Genomic DNA, 22,098 nt, shown 5'->3' with positions numbered 1-22,098 from the left:
CCTTCTTCTGCGTCGTGACGTCGCCGCCCGTCAGCGTCATATTCTGCCCTGCCGAGAGTTCATCTGCCGTCGTCAGCTTATTCTGCGCCGTCATCGTCAGATTGCTTCCAGCCGCAGCCTTCTTCTGCGTCGTGACGTCGCCGCCCGTCAGCGTCATGTTCTGCCCTGCCGAAAGTTCGTCTGCTGTCGTCAGCTTATTTGTCGCTGTCAGCGTCAGATCTTTTTCAGCCTTGACCTTCTTCTGCGTCATGACATCGCCGCCTGTCAGCGTCATATTCGCTCCTGCCGAAAGTTCATCTTCCGTCGTCAGCTTATTTGTCGCTGTCAGCGTCAGATCTTTTTCAGCAGCGGCTTTCTGCTTCATCGCGATATCCTTGCCCGTCGCGGCAATGCTTCCCTTTGCTTGCAGAACTCCCGCCGTCAGCGTGCCGTTTGTCGCTTTGAGGTCGATGCCCCCTTTCGCTTCGGCAGCAGCAATGTCGATATTGCCGTTTGCGGACGAAGCGGCTATATTGCCGCCCGCTGTCAGCTTCTCTGCCGTCGTCAAGTTGTTCGTTGCCGTCATCGTCAGATTGTTTCCTGCCTTGACTGTCTTCTTTGTCGTGACGTCGCCGCCCGTCAGCGTCATGTTCTGCTCTGCCGAAAGTTCATCTTCCGTCGTCAGCTTATTCGTTGCCGTCATCGTCAGATCTTTTTCAGCCCTGACCTTCTTCTTTGTCGTAACATCGCCGCCTGTCAGCGTCATGTTCGCTCCTGCCGAAAGTTCATCTTCCGTCGTCAGCTTATTTGTCGCTGTCAGCGTCAGATCTTTTTCAGCAGCGGCTTTCTGCTTCATCGCGATATCCTTGCCCGTCGCGGCAATGCTTCCCTTTGCTTGCAGAACTCCCGCCGTCAGCGTGCCGTTTGTCGCTTTGAGGTCGATGCCCCCTTTCGCTTCGGCAGCAGCAATGTCGATATTGCCGTTTGCGGACGAAGCGGCTATATTGCCGCCCGCTGTCAGCTTCTCTGCCGTCGTCAAGTTGTTCGTTGCCGTCATCGTCAGATCTTTTTCAGCCCTGACTCTCTTCTGCGTCGTAACATCGCCGCCCGTCAGCGTCATGTTCTGCTCTGCCGAAAGTTCATCTGCTGTCGTCAGCTTATTTGTCGCCGTCATCGTCAGATCTTTTTCAGCCTTGACCTTCTTCTTTGTCGTGACATCGCCGCCTGTCAGCGCCATATTCGCTCCTGCCGAAAGTTCATCTTCCGCCGTCAGCTTATTCGTCGCTCTCAGCGTCAGATCTTTTTCAGCAGTGACTTGCCGCTTCATCGCGATATCCTTGCCTGTCGCGGCAATGCTTCCCTTTGCTTGCAGAACCCCTGCCGTCAGCGTGCCGTTTGTCGCTTTGAGGTCGATGCCGCCTTTCGCTTCGGCAGCAGCCATGTCGATATTGCCGTTTGCAGATGAAGCGGCTATATTGCCGCCCGCCGTCAGCTTCTCTGCCGTCGTCAAGTTGTTCGTCGCCGTCAGCGTCAGATTGTTTCCTGCCTTGACCTTCTTCTGCGTCGTAACATCGCTGCCCGTCAGCGTCATGTTCTGCTCTGCCGAAAGTTCATCTGCTGTCGTCAGCTTATTCGTTGCCGTCAGCGTCAGATCTTTTTCAGCCTTGACCTTCTTCTGCGTCGTAACGTCGCCGCCCGTCAGCGCCATATTCGCTCCTGCCGAAAGTTCATCTTCCGTCGTCAGCTTATTTGTCGCTGTCATCGTCAGATTGTTTCCTGCCGTGACTTTCTTCTTCGTCGTGACGTCGCTGCCCGTCAGCGTCATGTTCTGCGTCGCCGAAAGTTCGGCTTCCGTCGTCAGCTTGTTCTGCGCTGTCAGCGTCAAGTCTTTTTCAGCAGCGGCTTGCTGCTTCATCACGACATTCTTGCCCTCTGCGGTAATGCTTCCCTTCGCTTGCAGAACGTCCGCCGTCAGTGTGCCGTTCGTCGCCTTGAGCTCGATGCTACCCTTTTCCGCCTTGGCTTTGCCGACTACGATATCGCCGCGCTTTGCTTCCGCCGCGATGCCGCCTTCGTGCGTAAGCGCTTCATCCATGCGGATGCTGCCTTTTTCTGCACGCGCTATGATATTGCCATTTTGTGCTTCCGTTTGATGAAGATGGACATTGCCCTCCTTCGCTGTAGCCAGAATACCGCCTTTGACCTTCAGTGTGCCTTCGGCAAGGATATTTCTCCCTGCTTCCAGCAGCAGGCTCTTTTCGGCGTCAAGAACCGCGCCATCTTCAATCGTCACGCCTTCCTGCGCTGCCAGCGCCATATTGCGGGCGCTCGTGTATACTGCGCCGCTCTTTACGGTCAGATTTCCCCCGCTTGTAAATGCCATGCCCGTATCTACGGTCTGGAGCTTGCCTTCAAGGGTCAGAGATTGATTCTTCGCGAGATTTCGCACTCGCACATCCAAGCGGTTCTGATCGATCCCCTTGACCTTGAGCGTTCCCGCGCTGCCTGCGCCAAAGTTCACGGTGAGCCCCGACGCGGCGTTTGTGACCAAGTTGACATTGCCCATAAGCCCTGCCGCTTCGTCTGCCGCCCGCACATTCGCCTTGTGGAACGTGTTTTTCTCCGACAATATCTGAATGGAACCGCCGGCTTTTCCTGTCGTACCGACGGTAAAGGTCGCGTTCTCGGATGCGTGAACGGCGGATTTCTCCGTATTCTGCTGCGTGATTGTGTCCGCTGCCTCGACGACGACGGTCTTTCCTTCCAATCTGCCGTCTGTGAGGTCGGCGTTCTTGGCTCGGAGATTTATCTTGTCCGCACGAACGTCCGCAAAGGATGGTGCATCGCCGCCTTTGCCGAGTTTTATCGTGCCGCCCTCGTGCGTCACATTCACCGTGCCGTTCGCATCTCTCGTCCGAATCGTCCCCAGCACGAGATCGCCGTTCTTTTCTCCTTTGAGCGAGATTTCCGACGCCGCTTCAGCATCGACCGGTGCGCCGTTGCTCAAGATTCGGACAGCCGCACCGTTTGCGCCGATGCTGCTGCCTGCCGCAAGGCGAATGCGGTTTCCGGCGCTGAGATAGGACGGAGCTGCTCCCAGCGGCGCTTCCATGCGGATCGCGCCCGCTGCATGAAGGTTGATGTCCTTGCCTGCCGCGATTGCTCCGAGTGTGAGAGCCTGTGTTCCCGTCTGCTTCAGATAGACGGACGCTTCCGTGTTCGCCCGAAGAGTTCCGCTGAGATCTGTTTCTATTTCCGCCCCTTTCCTGCCGATGTCGCCTTTGCCGCCGTAAAGCGTCAAGTCTTTCGCCGTGATGCGTCCTTCTGCCGTGATGCCGTTTCCTGCCAGCAGCTTGACTTCGTTCGCCCCCGCGTTGATGCCGCCTTTGATGCGCAGCGTCTCGCCCTCGGTGCTTGCCAGATAGACGTGTCCCGTGCTGTTTGCCGAGACGCCGCCGTCCGCTGCCGTCTGCACCGTGAGCGGTGTCTTTTGCCGCACGGTCAGGCTGACGAGAGTGCCGGATGCGTCATAGTTCTTCGTGATATCGCCCGCTCGCGCTTCAGAGAGCGCCTTGAGGCTTTCCGGGCGCGTGAGATCTGCCTTCGAAATGGTCTTTTCCCCGGTCGCACCGATATTTTTCGCGTTCAGCACGATGCTGCGGCCGCTGACGTTCGCCGTTTTTTGAAGGTTCACTTCGCCCGGACGGCTGTTGACGATTCGATCTTCCATAGCGTAGAGAAGCTGGTTCTTCGACCACCCGTATGTGTTGTCCGCGCGCGTGATTTCCGCGTAATTCGCGATGGCGCTTCCTTCCTCCGCCGTGTAGCCCTTGCCGCTGAAATACGTTTGGCGTGCGCTTTGGAACGCTTCCCGCGCCGCTTTTCTCTCCTCTTCCGTGACGGCGGTTTTCAGCGCTTTGAGGTAATCGCCGCGCACTTTCTGCATGGCGGCGTCGCTGTTGTAATCCTGCGCCGCGCTTTGGTAGCCCGCCAGTTTCGTGCTGTCCCCCTTTGCCATCTGTCCGAGTCTTATCTGCGCTGCGTTTTGCCGCTTTTCACGCGCGAGCTTGGCAGCCTCGGCGTTTCCTGCCGCGCTGTCGGCAGAGGAAATAAGCCCCGCTTTCTCCCAGAGGGCTTTTCTCCCCGCCGTATTTGCTGCAGGCTCGCGCCTATCCGCCGCGATGATGTCATGCCCTTGCGCATCCAATGTGACATTGCCTTCGCTGCTCACGATATGATTGACGCGCATGTCGCCGTCAGCCTGCGCCAAATGGATATTGCCGCGCGCCGACGCCGAGAGGCTGGCAGACGACGGTTCGCCGCCCTGCGCCTCCGTTCCCGCACGGACGCGCAGCGCGTCGCCGTCCGTACCGATTGCGCCCGTCTCGCTCGAAAGCTCGATGCGCTGCGCCCGCACACTGTCGCCGTTCGTCACTGCGTTCGTCAGGCTGCCGCGCGCGCGGATGACCGCATGGTTTCCCATACGGGTTGCATCTCCTGTCAGCGCCCTGAGCGCCAGATCGCCCTGCATGGAGGAAAAGTCTATGGATCCTTTGTGACTTGCGAGGAACACGTTCGCACGATTTCCCGGTTCCAGTGCGGCGTGCTGCAAGTCGATGTCCTTTTCCGCCCGTACCGTGAGATCGTCGGTTCTTAAAATCCCGCCGCCACGGATGCTGCCGCTCTCGGATCTCAGTTTGACAAAGGTGTTATCCGCCGCCCGGACGTCGCCGCCGACCATGATATCACCCTTGGATTTGATGTCCACGCCAGCCTCTCCGGCAGGCGCAGTCAAAAAGCCGACGGAGACGGGATTGTCTGCCTTGAGACTGTAGGTGCTCGTAGAGGAAGAGCCCTCGTATTCCGTCCATGTGTAGGTGTAAGTGCTATGAAACAGACCGAAAAGACCGTGCTCCTCCTTCGTCTGCGTCAGCTTCCCGTCCGTCTTGCTGAGCTGCTGCCATGCACCGTGGATTCGATATTGTTTGTTCTGATCAGAATCGGCAAAGAAACTGCTCGTCCCAAGGGTTTCTCCCCTATGCTCGGAACTTTCGACCGTTTGGATCTTATCTGCCTCCACCTCGTTTCGGATCTCCGGCGCCGACTTGAAGTGGATGAAGCCGACATATCTTTCGTCTTTATAGGATTTCGTCGTCGCCCTGTCCGTTGCGACGCCGCCCGTCCAGCGATAGGCAAGACCGGCTTTCGGGTTGAACTGGAAGGTGCTTCCTTGCGCCTCTTGCACGCTTCCCGGGTTGTCGATGGCGTATGTGCGCGATTTCCCGTTCATATACTCGAAGACTTTTCCCTGCAGCGTGTCCGTGATGCGCACGAAGCCGGCGCGGTTCTTGTTCTCGATGGAAGAAAGCGCGAGTGCGCGATCCACAGCCGTGACGTCCGCGCTGATCTTTGCCGCGCCGTCCGCCGCGAGGATGCGTCCGCCGCCCGTGTTCCCCATCCTGCCGGAAATGTAGACCTGTCCGCCGTCTGTCTTCACCGAGTCGAGCAAGAGCTGACGTGTCGAAGGGTTGTAGTAGACAGCCACTTGATATTTCCACGCTTTTGCCGTCGTATCGTAGACGGCGCCGCCCTCGCGCACAAGGTAGCGTTCATTGCCGCGCACAGAAGAATCGTCCAGCGCCTGCGGATGCTGCTGCCACGCGCTGTCCATCGCCTCTACTTTTGCCCGATGCGAAGAATCGAGAGTTGCCGTATAGGAGTTGTAGCCGCTCTGCACAAGCCCATTGAGGTTCACTTCATGGGCGTTGATGTAGACTGCCTGCCCCGCATGAATGCCCGCTTTCTCGTTCGTCGCCGCTGCGGGGAGGTCGATGCCGAGACTGTACTTCACCCAGAGGCGGTAGTCGTCATAGCTCGCGAATTCCTTCCGAACCTTGTTGCCGTGATTCTTCATGTAAGTGTCCAGCGCCTTTTGGATTCTGTCCGCTGTAGCTTTGTCGATCATGTAGCGGGCGATGGGATCGCCGCCCGCATTGATGACGCCTGTGGGATTGTTCTGCACCACGGCTCCTTCTGCGGCAGTGATTTCGACATTTCTGCCGCTGATTTCCGCCGTGCTTTCCACATGGACGCTGCCATGCTCGTTCTTGATGCGCACGTCGCCGTCGCCCGCCGACACACGCCCCTGCAGGTCGATGAGCGGACGAACGCCAGCCATCCCTGCGCTGGTCGAACGAATGTCGATGACGCCGGTCTTTCCTGCCGCCGCAGCCGCATGAATGTTCTCAATGCCTTCGACCCCGCTGACCTTTTCGCCGCTTCCCACTTTCCGGGAAATATCCTGCCCGTTATAGTAGACCTTGCCGCCCGACTGACTGATGACGGCGTCGCCCGCAAGCAGATGCAAGGGCGCATGGTTGCGGATGGAGATCTTCGGCGTGCCCTGCGCTCTGAGCGAGCCGCCCGCATTCACTTTCAGCTGATCCGCTTCGACCTGCACATGACCGCCCGACACAGTGAGATTGGGCGTCTTGACCGCAGGCACGGAAAGATAATGATAGACGACGACCGACTTGTTTCCGGTCGGCTGACCGTTCGCATCCTTGATGTCTTCCTCGGCGGCAAAGCCCTGCGCTTTCATCGCGGTCAGAAGGTTGGCAAGAGACGCCTGATAAGCGTTGTATTCTGCAGTCCCGGGCTGGTAATCCCGCAGCCGTTTGAGCAGATCCTGATACTGCCCCCAGAGACCGTTCTCCATTTTCGCCGTTCCGAGCTTGAAGTCTTTTTCGCTCACGCCGCTGCCTTCGCTGACCGTGATCTTGACGCCGCTGTAATCGAGCGTGCCGTCGCTCTTTTTCTTCACCGTGCCGCTGATTTCCACTTCCGTGCTGTTGTGGCGTCCCGCCACAGCCCTGCCGTCAATCGTGACGCCGTTTGCATACTCGTTTTGCGCCGACATCTCGCCTGTCTCGGTCGTGGAAAGCGGCATGTTGTCCGAACCCGTATAGAAGGTATAGCGCCGCGCCGTCTGGTCGATTCTTTCCTGCGCCTTGTCCGCTGCAAAGTTCAGATTGCCGACGGATGAGACATTCGCCCCCTGCGCGAGCGTCACCGTGTTCTTCTGCGAAATCTTGCTTTGCAGGTGCGGCCGATTGTCAAGGGGGATGAGTGTGCGGTTGTATACGTCGGAAAGCAAATTGAACTGCAGGTTGCTCTTCGCGCCCCCGGCATTTCTGCCCGCATAGAGGTTCACTGCGCCGCCGCCCGCAATCTCGCTGCTGCCTGTAATGCGCACATCATTGCTGCGCGTGAGCGCGTTCGTCACATACGTCGTCGCATAGCCCATGACGCCGAACTGGTTGTCCGCCGTCGTCGCATAGTTGAGCAGGGTGTCGTCTCCCGCCGCAAGCGTGATGGCGCCGCCCTGCGCGCCGCCCTTGCCCAGCGAAGTGGCAAGATGGCTGTCCGCCGCTTCCACGCTGTTTTCATAGCGCGTCTTGAAGTCGGACATGGCGACGGTGGTGGGCATCACACCGGCTGCCGACAGCCCATGATTCACCGCTGCCGATCCTGTCGTCGCCGCCTGCACCGAGATCTCTCCATCGGCATCAAGCCTGGAGCCACGCAGACGGATCGCCGCTTCGTAGGCGCGGTCCTGCGTGATTTTTGACGAGGCGCCGGCAACTCCGCCATAGCCGCCGGAATAAATCCAACTCTCGTTCTCGAAGCGATTGCCCGCCGTATAGCGCTGGGCGCCCTTCGTGCGAATCGCCGCGCCGCTCACATCGAGCGCCGCTTTCTGGCGCACGACGCTCGAAAGACCTGCGCCGCTGGCGTCGAGGAGCGCCGCGCTGCTCGTATCCGACTTGAGCTTGAGCTTCTCGTGATTCGTCGCCGACGCCTTGAGGTCGCCTTCCAGCTCCCATTCCCCCGAAATGGTGGTCGTCGTATCCGAGGTCAGCGACTGGTCGAGCTCCGCCGCTGCGATGTTTTCGCCGACAGAGACGCCGCCAAAGCTCGTCGAGGAGGCTGTCACATCCGCTCTCGCCGCCGCTTCGATCGCCGCATCCTTCAGACGGCTCGCCTTGTCCATGCCGGCGGCGGTCACCGTCGTATGAAAGACATCCGCAGCCCGCACCCAGTTGTTCCCCAGACCTGCGGCGAGCGCATTTTTCACCGTCTTTGCATCCACGCTGTGCGAGGCGATGTTGTCCGCCCGCAGACGCAGCGTGTCCATGCGCCGCTCCTTGCTTCCGTAGACGTTTTTCCCTGCCGTGACGGATGCATCGCTGTAGACACCGCTGTCCGCATTGTTCAGTCCGAGAGCGATGCTGCCGACATTAACCCCCACGAGGTCAACTCTGCTCTTGAGATTCGCCTGTGCCAAGGCATCCATAGATCCTGCGCGGAAGGTGTTGCCGCTGCCGATCGCAAGGGTCGTCTGCACCGCCTTTCCCGCCGCGCCGAACATCGCCTTGACCACGCTGATGTCTCCCGCGCCCAAAGCAATATTGCCTACGACGGTCTTGGATGAAAGCTCTTCCTCGTTCTTTGCTTCCAGCGTGATCTTCTCTTTGCCTGCGTCAAAGACGCCGCCGTTTCCTACATCGACGACCGTCGAGCCGTGCGCGTGCGTCTCTGCCACCATCAAGGAGCCGGCGGCTGCGCTGACATTGCCTGCCTTCGCCTGTGTCTCTGTCTTTGCCGCGTTGCGCGCACGAACTGTGATTGTGCCGTCCGTCGCGCGAAGGCTGCCGCCCGCGACCCGCGTGCGCACTTCGCCGTCCCAGTCGCTGACGCTGACGGCGGCTGCAGCGGCGGCAAGCGATACCCCACCCTGCAGCGAGCTGATCTGCGCCTTGCCGCCGATCTTCGCTTCCGCTTCGACGGAGCGCCCTTCGAGCTTGCTGTTCGTGATATCGAGGAAAGCGTTTCGCGCCACGTTGGCGACAGAGACGATGCCGTTTGCCAGCAGCCCTTGAAGCCCTGCGCTCGCGCTGAGGAAGTCGAGGTTGTTTATCTCTGTACTCGTCACGGAGAGCTTTTCTCCGGCGCTCAGGTGCGCGTCCTTGATGCTTGCCGACACCTGCGACTTCTTGCCGCCGCGCTCCGCCGCAACGACTTCGGCATCGGAAGAGACCGCGCCGAAGGTGTCCTTGCTCTTGAGCGTCCCCTTTCGGATGACGTCATTCGCATCTTTATAGGCTTTGCCGACGTTCGCGTTCACAGTCGTCCGGCTGCCGTCTGCCTTTTTCCCTCCCGTCGCTTTGTACTCGTCTTCCACTTCATGACCAGCCGTCACCACAGCGGTATTGATCGCAGCGCCGCCGACCGATGCCCCGAAGTTCATCGTATCGAGCGAGGTATCGCGGTGCTCGTTGGCGGCAACGGTCAGATCGCCCTTCGAGAAAAGGCTGCCGCCCTTGATGCTCGTCTCGGTCTGGCTGTCGAGCGTCGCCACGTTGACGCCGACTCCGACGTTGGCAAGTCCCAGTGTCCCCTGATATGCGCGGGTTTCTGCGAGCGTATCATTTTCCGCCTTGACATCGATCTGACGCGCACGCCGATCCGCTGTGCCGATCGTCGCATTCTGCAGATGCGTGCGCACCGTATCGTTGAAATTGGACACGCCGACGCTCCCCGCCGCCGCGACTCCGGCGATAGACGGACTCAGCTGCTTGTAATGGTTTTCCGTATGATTCTTTGCCAGAACGGACGCCTTCGATGCGCCATCCCCGGTAAAGGAGATTTTCGCGTCTTCCAGTGCAGTTTCCGTCTCACTCTCGCCTTTCACGACATCGACCGCAAGCCCCGCCCCGACAGCGCCGCCTCCCATCGCCAGTGTAAAGACGTGCAGACGGGAATCATGATCGGCATACAAAGAGAAATCGCCGGAGAGCACGGCGTTCGCGTTCCAAATGCCCGCTTTCGTCTTGCTCTTCAGGAGTGTCACATCGTTGACCGCGGCGACGCCGACGGCGGCGCCTGAGATGCCGATGTCAAAGTTGGCGACACCGTGCTTCGCGAGCGCCTCCACGCGGAGATTGCGTGCGCGGATGTCCGCCGCCCGCCCAAGTCCTTGAACCTTGGCGGTCGTTTCGCGGTTGATCGTCGTCGTGTTGCTCGCCAGCCCCACGCTTCCCGCCAGACCGCCTGCCGCCGCCGTGCCGAGGAAGCTGAAATTATTCGCGTAGTCGTGCGCCGCGACCGCGACATCCTTCCCGCTTTCGATCTGCGCCTTGTCCACCATCGCCGTCGTCGCGCCGCCGATGGTATTGACTGCAACATTTCCTGAGACCGCCGCCCCTTCGCCGACAAAGTTGGCATTCGTTGCAATCGTATTGATCTTGTTCGTGCTGGAAGCTGTGACGGCGACCCCTTGATAGTCCGTCTTCTGCCGTTCGATATAGGTGGCGGGCTGCACGTTCGATGTCGTGTTCACATAGTCATTGACGATCGCGTTATCCGCTGCCTTGTCCTGCACTTCGGACGATACGCGATCTTCCTTCGCCGTATCATAGGCTTCGGCATTCGCTTTGACCTTCGTCGTCTCGCCCTCGACGAGGGCGTTCGTCGTCGTCTTGATCGTGTTGACGACAGAGGAAAGTCCCACGGCTGCTCCAACGCCGGCAGCAGAAAGAACACCCGCATAGGTATCGACGGCGCGGTCCGATGTCGCCGCGACCACCACGTCATGCGCTGCATCGAGCTGCGCACCGCCCGTGATCTTCGCCGTCGTCTCGCCCTTCTGCACGTTGACCGCCACAGAGCCTGCCACGGCAGCAGTACCCGCGCCTGCGCCGCCGACGCCGACGGTCAGCACCTTGTTCTTCGACGCAGCGCGAACCTCCGTGCCGCCGACTTCCTGTTGACCGCCCGAAAGCTCTGCCGTCGTGCTGCCGAGGGCGGTCGTGACCGAAACGCCCGCACCGACCGCCACCGTGCCGCTGCCCGCGAGGACGAGCGTGTTCGTATACATCGAGCCTGTAGATTCCGCCTTGAGGGAGAGAGCTGCCTTCGGCGCACCAGCCGCGCTCTTTACGTTCGTGCCTGCCATCTGCGTGCGGACGTTCTTCTCGATGTTCGACGTGGCGCCGGCGCCCTGCACCGCCACGGAGCCTGCGCCGCCGATGCCCGCCGCCGCCGTGCCGAGCGTCGCTTCATCAAGCGCGTGCACACGAAGGGCGGACTTATCCCCCTTCGTAAGGATGTCCGTGTTGTTCAAAAAGGCTTCTGTCGACTGATAGCCGACGCCGCCCACTTGGTTGTAGGCGATTGCGCCGCCGATCGCTGCTGTGCCTGCACCCGAAAGCCCGCCGGCAACGGCGACTTTCGTCGTGCTGTCCTTGGCGTCCACTGCGGTGCGGTTCACGTTCTCCAAGCTCGACCGCTTGCTCTCGCTTGCACCGATTCCCGCCTGCGTCGTGTCCTTCCCCTGATTGATGGCGAGCGCCCCCGCCAATGCCCACGAGCTTCCGAGACCGACACCTGCCGCAACGGAAACGGTCGTGCTGTTGTTTTCCGCCGCCACAGCGACTTCATGCGCCGCGCCCTTAATGGAAGTCCCGAGGATCTGCGCCTGCGTCGCGTTGTTCATGTGGTTGAAAGCCACAGCGAGCCCCGCGCCGTTCTGCCCCGCGCTGACCTGTCCCGCGACATTGACGTCCACATTCTTCGTCTTTGCCTGCACCGCCGTATGCTGCGCCTCGACGTCGGAGTCTTCCAGCTCGGCTTTCGTCGTGTCCGACGTATACTGCACGCTGACGGAACCTGCGCCGCTGAAATAGCCGCCGCCCACAGCCATGCCGCCCGCCGTGTTGATGAGAAGCGCGTCAGAGGAAGCGATATTATTGAGCGTATCCGCCGCGATCGTGCTCTTTTCGATCCGCGCCGCCATCGTGTTTTGCAGCACGCTGACGGCAGCAGCACCCGCGCCGCCGACGCCTTTGCTGCTGAGATTCGCCGATGCGGCGAGCGCCGTCGTGATGATCTTCGTGCTGCCCTTCGCCTTCGTATCAAGCGCGACCTTGCCTTCGCCTTTGGTCGCCGCATTCTTTTCCGCATTCTCGCGATACGTCAGTCCTGCGGGATCGAGTCCGTCCTCTGCCATCTCCTTATCGAAGGATTTGTTGAGATCGTCTGCGTCATAGGCGGCGTTATCCACCTTTTTCCCTGCGCCCGCTTGTATATTCGCCCCGTCGATATGCGCTTTCGTATCGTTCTTGATGCTGCTCGAAGCGAGCGCCCCGTCGAAGCTAAGGCCGGACTTCGCGCCTGCGGAGACGCTCGCCCCTACGGCGGTCGTGATCTGATTGTCGTCCGTCGCCGCATGATTGATGACATCGCCTGCGAGCCGGTAGGAGCCGCCCGAAAGTTCCGCCGTCACATCGTTCTTCAGATCACTCACGGCGAGCGTACCGCCCGCGCCGACCGCCAGTTTGCCCCCGAACGTCAGCGCGGCATTGACGCCGCCCGCGATCTGCGTGTCGCTGCTGTAGGCGAGATTATAGAGGTTGCCGCTGAGTCCACGGATGTTCGTATTCGCGCCCGAAATCTTCGCCGCGATATCATTTTTCGCCTCGTTGAAGGAAAACGCGCCCGCGCCGCTGAAGGACGATGCGCCCCCTTCGGCGGCAGCTTTCGTCAGGGAGAGCGCGAGCGCCGCCGCTGCCGAAGCGCCGTCTTTCTGGGCGATGTTTCGCACGTTGTTGGCATTTTCTATCGTCGCGCCTTCGACAAGCGCATGAACCTTCTGCTTCGAGACATTCAAAGCAGCCGCCCCTGCCAGCGCGACTTTCACTTTCTCGGTATTCTGCTGATGTTCGATATTCTGCGGCATATCTTCGGGACGCAACGTCGTCGGCGCGTTCGGAGCGCCGTTCGTCCTGCCGTCGAGCTGCGTGGCGGCGCCGTCTCTCGTGACCTCGTTCTGCAGCTCTATCGCACCCGCCGCATTCTGCACGCCCTTCGTCGCCGCCGACTGCTTCCATGCCACAGCCGCCGCGCCGCTCCATGCGCCTAGGAAGGAAGCATCCTCCGCTTTCACATTCACATCGCCCGCCGCCGTATCTGAAGGATTCTTGGTGAGCGTGACGTGCGCATGATCGAGCTTCGCTTCGGTCTCGGAGCGCAGCAGATTGAGCGAGAAGCTTCCCGCCCCCGCGATCTGCACCGCCGGCATCTTCTTATTCTTCTTCGCCTGCGCATCGACGTCGTTCGTCGTGCCCTGCTGGGCGTTTGCCGTCCTGTTTGCAGCTGCTTGCGTGTTCTCGTTCGCCGTATTCTGCGCAGCAGCCGCCGCATCGTTTGCCCGGCGCTCTGCATCGGCGGTTTCGTTCGCTAAGGCGTCCGCCGGACGCTGCGCCCTCGCGTCATCCTCTCCTGCCGCAAAATCTCTTGTTTTCTTCGCGTTGTCGTAGGCAAGCGAACCCGCCACCGAAAGTGTGTTAATGACGCCGTCCGTGAGCGCGTTCACATCGAGCGAACGTCCGCGATAGGCGCCGCCGGCGAGGATCTTGTTCGAGAGATTGTAGTCTGTGACAGCGCCCGCCGCGCCGACAGATGCCGCGCCTTGGCTCCAAGCGACCGCGCCCGCGAGATTCGTAAAGACGGTGTTTGCCGTGCTTTTGAGCGAGATCTTTCCCATCTCACCCGCCTTCGGCCCTGCCAGCGTTTTCGCCGTCAGAACGGCGGTGCGATCGACCGTGATGCGGCTCGTCCCTTCACCGCCCAGATAGGCAGCCATGCCTTCAAAGCCTGCTGTACCGGACTTGCCGGCGCTGTAGGAGATGTCCGCCGTCACGTTCCGATTGTTGGCTTTTATATCCACTTCCGTGCCCGTCACATGCGCTGCGGCGCCGATATCGACCGTGCCTGCCACAGAGTGCCGCGCGACGCCCAGCGTGCCGCCGACGGAAGCGGGCGCAGAGTCCGTCCCCCCCATCGTGATGAAGTTTTTGAGCTTGTCTGTCATGCTCCTGCGGAAATCCGCCATCTTCGTCTTATCTTTGTAGATACTCTTGACTTCCTTGGGAATGCTCTGCAAGGCTTCGACGATGCCTTTCGTGTTGATGCTGACGTTCGGCTTGCCGTTCATCACGCCGTTCGCCTGCTCCGCCGATGCGTTGATCTTCGCCGCGCCGCCCAGCGCCGTGATCGACGCGTGATCGCCGATATGGACGTTCGCCGTCTGCGTGAGGAAGTTCACGTTCGCCGCGCCGGATAGACCGAGCTTGCCGCCTCCTGCGCCCTCGACGGTATTGACCGAAGCCGCCGCCGCAAAATTGGCATAGTTCTCCGGCGTCAGGAACATCGTCGCCTGCGAGACGAATGAAGTCATCGCCACGTTAAGCTCATATTTGAAGCCCTGTGACTTGCTGGCAACGATCTGCTCGATTCCCGCGCCCAAAGACAGCGCGGTCGTGATGATGTCCACTGCGTTCAAAGGCATCTTCGTCGCGTTTCCAACGTAGTTGTCGATATTGAGCCCTGTGCTCTTTTGTGCAAGCGAGCGCGTATCGTTGACCAGCTTGCCGAGCTGCTCCACATAGTCCTTGAGCTGTGTCTGCTCCTCTGCCGAGAGCTGCTTGAACTCCTTGCTGTGCTTGACGAAATCCACAGCACCGCCGTATATCTTTTTCAGATTGTCATAGAGTCCCTTGAGGCGGTTGTAGTCCTGATGGCTGTTCGCGCTGATGTCCACCATGCCTGCCCGGATATTCGCGTGGCGCTGCACCTTGTGCCCGTTCTCGTCCGTCGTATCCTCGGCACCGTCCGCCACGTTGACCTCTGCCCTGTTGTCGATCACGCTGACAAGAGCGGATGCGTCGGCGAGGACTTTCGTCGCGTCGTCATCCTTCGTATTCACTATGCCGCCCTGCGCCGACATGTGTACATCCGACATATTGTTTTCCGCCATGAGCTTGACCAGCTTGCTCGTGGGAACCTTGTTCGTGACGCCGATATTCGCCGTCCTGCCGACGTTGAGCGTCGCCGTGTTCTTTTCGACGCCTACGGCGATGCTCGTGCCGAGCGTGAACATCTGCGTCAGCCCTTTCAGCATGCCGCGCTTTTCCTGCGGCTGGCGTGCATTCAGCTCGTTTTGGAGCTCGTTCTGACGGTTCTGCAAAGCTCCTTGCAGACGATTCGCTTCGATCGCGCCGTTCTTGGCTTCGTCGGGCTTCATCTGCTCGGGCGGCGGATTCTCTCCGACAGCCGCGTTGCTCGCGGTCACGTTGTTGCGTGCCGTCGTGTTGTTCGCAGCGCCGACGACATAGCGCTTGGCGGCGACGGCGCCGTTCATGTCCAATGTCGCGCTGCTCTCGTACGTGAGATCTGCGACCGCCGTCGCGCCGAGGGCAGAGACGTTCGCCTTCACAGTCGCCGCGACGTCGATGCTGTTTGCGGCGATCGACTTCACCTGCACATCGTTGTCCGTGCTGCTGATGCGCGACGACTCTCCAAGCGTCACATGCGCATCGTTATGTCCCGTCGCTGCGGCGATCGCCGCATTGACGAGCGGTTCCGTGCCCACGGTCGCCTTCGCTCCGTTGGCGTTCGACTTCACCACGAGAGCGTTCGTGGACTGCGCTTTCACGTCGATGCGCCCCGGCGCTTCCAGCGTGCCGTCGATGGCGATGTTCGCCTTGCTGTCCGAGCCTCCGTAAGCGACGGCGGCGCCCGCGAGATTCGTGACCTTCGGTCCCTGCCCTGCGGGGCGCGCTCCTGCCTGCGCCTTATCCGGATCGGGCTTGGGCTTGATGATCTGTGTGTCAACGCTCGAAGTCGATGCCTGTACGATGTTTTGCGTCTTGCTCTCCGCCGTGACGGAAAGCGCGGGATTTGCGGCGTTTGCCGCATCTGCCTTCTTCGCATCCGGATCTGTGCTGCTCAGCGCACGCGCGGTCAGCACCGCCTCCCTGCCGACGGAGACGTTCGCTTCCGAACCCATGTAACTGTAAATGGGATCGACCTTCAGCGTGTTGGTGAGCGTCGTGATCTTCAGCAAGTTTTTCTGCAGATGACCGAGCGCCTTGATGTCGCCCGAAAGGCTTTCCACCGATGTACTGTCGTTGAAGCTGTTGTACGAATTCGTCGAGGTCGAGGCGACCTTGATCTTGTTCGCATCGATCTTGCCGTTGAGCTTGATGTCCGCCTTTGTGTAGACGATCTGCCCCAAGGGATTATTGAGGGAGCCGACGGCGGTCTGCATATCTTCAGGTATGCGGTCGAACGACCAGCCTGCATCCCGGCTCGTCGCCCGCGCCTCGACAGTGACGTTGCCGCCGCTTTTTTCGTCTGCCGTATAGGCATCCTTCGCTGAACGCGCCGTTATGACGCTGCCCGCTTCCGTCGTGACCGACGCCGTCCGATAGCGCGGCGCGAAGTCCTTGAACGTCTCCTCCACGCCCTTGTTTGATGCCGTGGCAAGACCGTCCGCTACGGCGCGAAGCACGATATCGCCGTTTCCCTGTGCCGTCAAAACGAGATTGCCGCCGAGATTTGCCGAGACGGCATTGCCGTTGATGTCCGTCGTGTTGACGAGATCTGTAAAGTCAATCGTCGGCGCCGTCTCCAAACGAGCCGTACCGGCAATATGAATGGCAGCCGTCTCCAGTCGGATGCCGTCCACAGCGTTCAGCTTGCCGGCGACGGAGATCGTCCCCGACGGATTGATCGCTGCCTCACCCGAAGAAAATGGCAGCGCATCCGTATAGTGCCCGTCGTACGAATTGTCGCGAAGCATACCGTAGCCGCCTTTCGTCGGCGTGATGACATGGATGCTGCCCGCATTCACGACGCCCGACGCGCCGACGGTCATGCCGTCCACGCTGACGAAATAGAGATTGCCGCCGACCTTGTTGGCGCGAACCGCATTGACCGTACCGTTGATCGAGATGGCTTCATTGACGAAATTGATCAGATTCTTCGCGCCGCCCGCCGTCGTCGTTCCGAAATAAAGGTTTGCAATATGCCCCTGATCGAGCGAAAAATGCTTGAAGGTGTTGACAGCGTTGTCCCCGTGCACACTATCTGCCAGCACGTTCGTCACGGCTCCGTTCGTCGTGATCGTCCCCGCCTTGCTTGCGTCCGCTTTCTCTATCGCATTGGCTGCCGCAAGCTGTGTGAACCAAGGTCCCGCCATGACCCCGACAGCGGTCAGGCTCGCCAATATCTTTTGCGTCAATGAGCGCTTCTCTGCGCGTCGCCCTGTTCTTCTCATAAATCCAGTCATTTTTATTTCCTCCCTTGCCGCCGTCAAAATTGTGCGTTCAAAAGCAGATGAAAGCGCACCCGATCCACCTTTTCCAAAGCCGCGCTGTGTCCCACGGTGCGGCGAAGCGGAATGCCCGCCGCCATATCCAATGATATAGTATCCTCGATCCGGGCGCGAAGTCCCAGTCCCGTACTGAGCAGCATGTGATGTTCGGCAAGCTCCCTGCCGCCCCAGAGCGTTCCGTAGTCCAAAAAGCCATACAGGCTGACTGCCGGCTTATTCAAGACGGGTGCAGCATACTCCAGCGAGCAGGAAAAGCCGTTCGGCGCACCCAGCAGGTTTTCCTTGTATCCGCGCACGCTGTAGACGCCCCCGAGGAAGAACTGCTTCGACGGGCGCAGATCGTCCGTCTTGCTGATCTGAAGATTCGTCCGCAGCGTGAAAAGCTGCCCATGCGCCGCGCCCCTCTGATAGATGCCGTTAAATGTATAGAACGCGTACCGTCTCGACGGCTTTGCAAGCCGCGTCAAAGAATCATTTTTCCAACGCCCGTAAGTAAGCGCATGGCGATGATAAAATGCCCCGCCACGCCCGTAATGGGTAAAGGCAAGCGCCGCTATTCCATCCGTGAAGGTATCGTCAAGCAAGGAAGAAACCTCCTCTATGTCCGTGACGGAATGCTGGCAGCTGAGCGTGAGCGATGCCTCCACTTTCATCGAAGGAGTCACACGCAGAGGATGCGAAAGCATGACCTGCAGCGCAGAGGCATGTCCGTTTACGGGAATGCCCCAAGCGTGGTATTGACCGCCGATCACCTTCGTCGCGTTCGTGTTATAAGAAAGTTCGATCCGTGTGCCGCGCAGCCCCAGGGGATAGGAGTACCCCGCCATGAAGGAATTCAATCCCCGCGTATGCAGAAAGCCGAGTGTCAGTCTGTCGCGCCAGCCAAAAAGACTGCGGTTCGTATAGTAAACGCCCTCTCGCCAGCGTCCCGTGGCCTCACCACCCGCATTGTCAACGTAAAGTGTGAAGGCATCGTTCGTCGGCTCCTTTGCCGTAAGCACGAAATCGGTCGTGCCGGGCTTCTCCCCCGCTTTCAGCGTCATATGCAGCGTCACATCATTCGTTGCATTGAACCAACGAAGCTCCTCATCCATATCCCGATAGCGCGGCACGCTCCCCGCTTTCAGCTTCATGCGGTCTTCGATATAAAGGGAGCGTGTGTGTGCATTGCCCTGAATCTCCACCGTGCCGACGCGCCCCTCGAAAAGTCCGATGTGAACGCGCCCCTCATGAATCGTCTGCGGCGGCAAATACGCACGACAGGTGATATAGCCTTGCTCTTCGTAGAGCGCATTGATCTTTTCCACGATCGCATAGAGATCGGAGAGCGTCACCTCGTGTCCCATATAGACGGCGACAACCGCATCGCGCACAGCGGGCGTAAGGATCTCTGACGTGTCGAAATCCACGGTGCGCAGCACGAAACGCCCCGTATCAGCCACTTCCTCGTGTGGCTGCTGCGGGGCTTCTATCTCACTTTTTTCGGCTTTATGCCACTCCTGCATCGCACGCGCCATGCGCAACCGTTCCATCTGCTCCTGTTGGCGGCGCAGCCCAATGCCGCTGTCCGGCACAGTGCCGGGCGGCGCTGCCTGTGCATCCGCTCCCATATATACAGCAAAAAAAATCCCTGCTGCGAATATTGCAAACTTCTCCCTCATCATCGCCATCGCCTCACATCTGTTTCGCTCTTCGAGAATCGGTCTTGTATCCTGCATATAAAAAGAGGATTTATCCATGACTTTTCAACTATTATCTTATCATAAAGAAGCCGAACGCACGCAACCACTTTCCTGCTAGTTGCTACCACTTTCCTACGGCTTGATGCGTTGTTCATGGAGCGCGGATAAATGCAGCGCTTCATGAACGATAAAAGACGAAGCGCATACGAAAAGTTCGTATGCGCTCCGTCTTTTATCGCTGAAATGCCTTTGCAGCGATTTCTTCATTGGCAATTCCTTACATAAACCCGAAGCCGTTGATATAAGGATTGCATTTCCTCTCATGCCCGATCGTCGTCGCCGGACCATGCCCGCAGTATACGGCAAGTTCATCGGGCAGCGTCATGAGTTTCTCTTTGACGGACGTCAGGAGAGCTTCCGTGGAAGAGCCGGGAAAATCCGTCCTGCCGACGGATTCGGCAAACAGCGTGTCGCCGCTGAAAACGCGATCCCCCATGAGGTAGCAGACGCCGCCGGGAGAATGCCCGGGCGTATGAAGCACGGTGAACTTCATGCCGCCGATCTCCAAGACCTCGCCACCCTTCAAGAGAACGTCGGCGGGGCGCGTCACGATCGGCATCCCCATAAAGGCGGACAGATTCTTCCGCGCATCGAGGAGCATCGGCGCATCCGCTTCATGAATATAAAGTTTCGCCCCCGTTTTTTCGCGCAGAAAGTCGATGGCTCCGATATGGTCGGCATGGGCGTGCGTGTTGAGAATCGCCTTGAGGTTCAGCCCCTCCTCTTGGATCTGCTGCCATACGGCTTCTTCACTGCCGCCCGGGTCGATCGCTGCCGCTTCGCTGCTTCCTTCCTCATGCAGAATATAGCAGTTGACGCCGAGTGCACCCACGACAAGAGTTTTCATATTCAGGCTCATATTTCATCATCCTTTGCTGACATGCCCAAAGAGCGCGACACGCTGTAGACGTCCTTCATGCGGCGAATCTTCGTCATGATCTGCGCCACCTGCTGTGAATTTCGCACATCAAGCCCCATGTTGACGAGCGAGGTCTTATTCGACTTATTCGCTTTCGCCGTGAGCGAGGTGATGTTGACCTTCATCTCGGCAGGCAGCGCGAAAAGTTCGGCGAGCATCCCTGTCTTATCGTTGCAGACAATTTCAATCTGCACCGTATACACCTTGTCGAGTCCGATGTCCCAATTCACTTCAATGACGCGGGAAAAATCCATATCGTTCAAGAGGTTCGGGCAGTCCGAGCGATGCACGGAAACGCCGCGCCCGCGCGTGATGTAGCCTGTGATCGGATCGCCCGGAATCGGGTTGCAGCAGCGCGCCAGCCGCACGAGGAAGCCGCCCTCGCCTTCCACGAGGATACCGTGGCTCGCCTTCTTCTTGCGGTTCTTGAGCGGCTGCTTGAGTTCGCTGAGCATCTGCGAAATATCCGGCGGCGTCGACTTCTGCAGATCCTGCTTGTGCATATCAATGAGCTTAGAGAGAATGCCGTTGACCGTTATGCCGCCGTAGCCGATGGATGCGAGGAGATCGTTCACCTGCGGAATGTTGAGCTTCTTCGCTAAGACTTCAAGCCGCTCGGGTTTCAGCACATCCTTCGGCACATAGCCAAGATGCTTGGTTTCCTTCTCCATCAAGTCCATGCCACGCGCGATATTCTCTTCCTTGCGCTGCTTTTTGAACCACGCGCGTATCTTCGTGCGCGTTTCCGAGGATGCGACGATATTGAGCCAATCGCGGCTCGGCCCGTTGTTTGATTTGTTCGTGATGATAGAAACGATATCGCCGTTTTTCAGCTTGTATTCAAGCGGCACAATTTTGCCGTTGACCTTGGCTCCCACGCAGTGATGCCCGACTTCCGTATGAATGCGGTAAGCGAAATCTATCGGTATGGAGCCCTTGGGCAAATCGACGACGTCGCCTTTTGGCGTAAAGACAAAGACTTCATCGGAAAAGACGTCAACCTTCAAAGCCTCAAAGTACTCGCGCGGGTCGTCAAGTTCATGCTGCAGGCTGACCATCTGACGCAGCCACGACATCTTCTGATCGTATTCGTGCGTCGCGCCGACGCTCTTGCCCGCTTCCTTGTACTTCCAATGCGCCGCAACGCCGTACTCCGAGACCTTGTGCATGGCGAAGGTACGAATCTGGATCTCCAGCGGATAGCCGCGGCATATTACGGTCGTATGCAGCGATTGGTAGCCGTTCGACTTCGGCATGGCGATGTAGTCTTTGAAGCGTCCGGGCAAGGGCTTCCACATCGCATGGATGATGCCGAGCACGCCGTAGCAGTCCTTGACAGAATCGACGAGCACGCGCAGCGCCGAAAGGTCGTAGATCTCGCTGATGTCCTTCTGATCGCGCTTCATTTTCTTATAGATGCTGTAAAAATGCTTGGCACGCCCTTGAATCTCCGCCGTCATGTGCGCCTCTTCAAGCTTTTCCACGATCTGCTCATGCGCCTCGTCGATGAACGCCTGACGCTCCTGCCGCTTCTGCTTGACGCTCTCGACGAGAGCATAGTATGCCTTGGGATCGAGGTAACGCAGGCACAGATCCTCAAGCTCCCATTTGACATTCGATATGCCGAGGCGATTCGCGAGCGGCGCGTAGATCTCGATGGTCTCTCGCGCAATGCGCTTTTGCTTGTCCTCGCGCATATACTTGAGCGTACGCATATTGTGCAGGCGGTCGGCGAGCTTGATCATGATGACACGGATATCCTTCGCCATCGCAAGGAACATCTTGCGATAGCTTTCAAGCTGCTGTTCTTCCTTCGACTTGTACTGAATCTTGCCGAGCTTCGTCACACCGTCGATGAGCATGGCGACCTCGTCGCCAAAAAGCTCGCGCATTTCTTCGAGCGTATGCGTCGTGTCTTCCACGACATCATGCAGGATGGCGGCGCTGATCGTGATGTCGTCAATCTGCAGGTCTGTGAGTATCTTCGCGACGGCGAGAGGATGAATGATATAATCTTCGCCGGAGACGCGCTTCTGCCCCTTGTGCGCGGCATCTGCAAGCTCGTATGCCCTCCGGATGAGCGCGGCGTCCGCATTCGGCTGGTAGGTTTTCACCGCTTCCAAGATCGCATCTATCCTTATGGGATTCATCTCATTCATTCCATTCCACCCGACTTTCCTCGGCATTCTCCGGGCAATCATCCGTGCTCGCCCACATCC

4 protein-coding genes are annotated in these 22,098 nt (G+C 59.0%); all 4 read right to left on the bottom strand.

The genetic code is table 11. The features are described from left to right. The coding region (locus ACO5Z0_RS04270) for a leukotoxin LktA family filamentous adhesin (RefSeq protein ID WP_485649336.1) at positions 1–17,161 on the bottom strand (17,161 nt) is incomplete at its 3' end. 35 nt (positions 17,162–17,196) lie between these two features. After that, positions 17,197–18,828: a ShlB/FhaC/HecB family hemolysin secretion/activation protein gene (locus tag ACO5Z0_RS04265; RefSeq protein WP_485649335.1), complete on the bottom strand. Its 1,632-nt coding sequence runs from the start codon at positions 18,826–18,828 to the stop codon at positions 17,197–17,199. Positions 18,829–19,177: 349 nt separating this feature from the next. After that, positions 19,178–19,819: an MBL fold metallo-hydrolase gene (locus tag ACO5Z0_RS04260; RefSeq protein WP_485649334.1), complete on the bottom strand. Its 642-nt coding sequence runs from the start codon at positions 19,817–19,819 to the stop codon at positions 19,178–19,180. Then, on the bottom strand, positions 19,816–22,038 hold the full coding sequence (locus tag ACO5Z0_RS04255) for a RelA/SpoT family protein (protein WP_485649333.1): 2,223 nt from the start codon (positions 22,036–22,038) through the stop codon (positions 19,816–19,818). Before ACO5Z0_RS04255 ends, ACO5Z0_RS04260 begins: the two co-directional genes overlap by 4 nt. Positions 22,039–22,098: the final 60 nt, after the last annotated feature.

Source organism: Selenomonas sp. (genome assembly GCF_057272215.1).
This window is presented reverse-complemented; position numbering and strand designations above follow the sequence as displayed.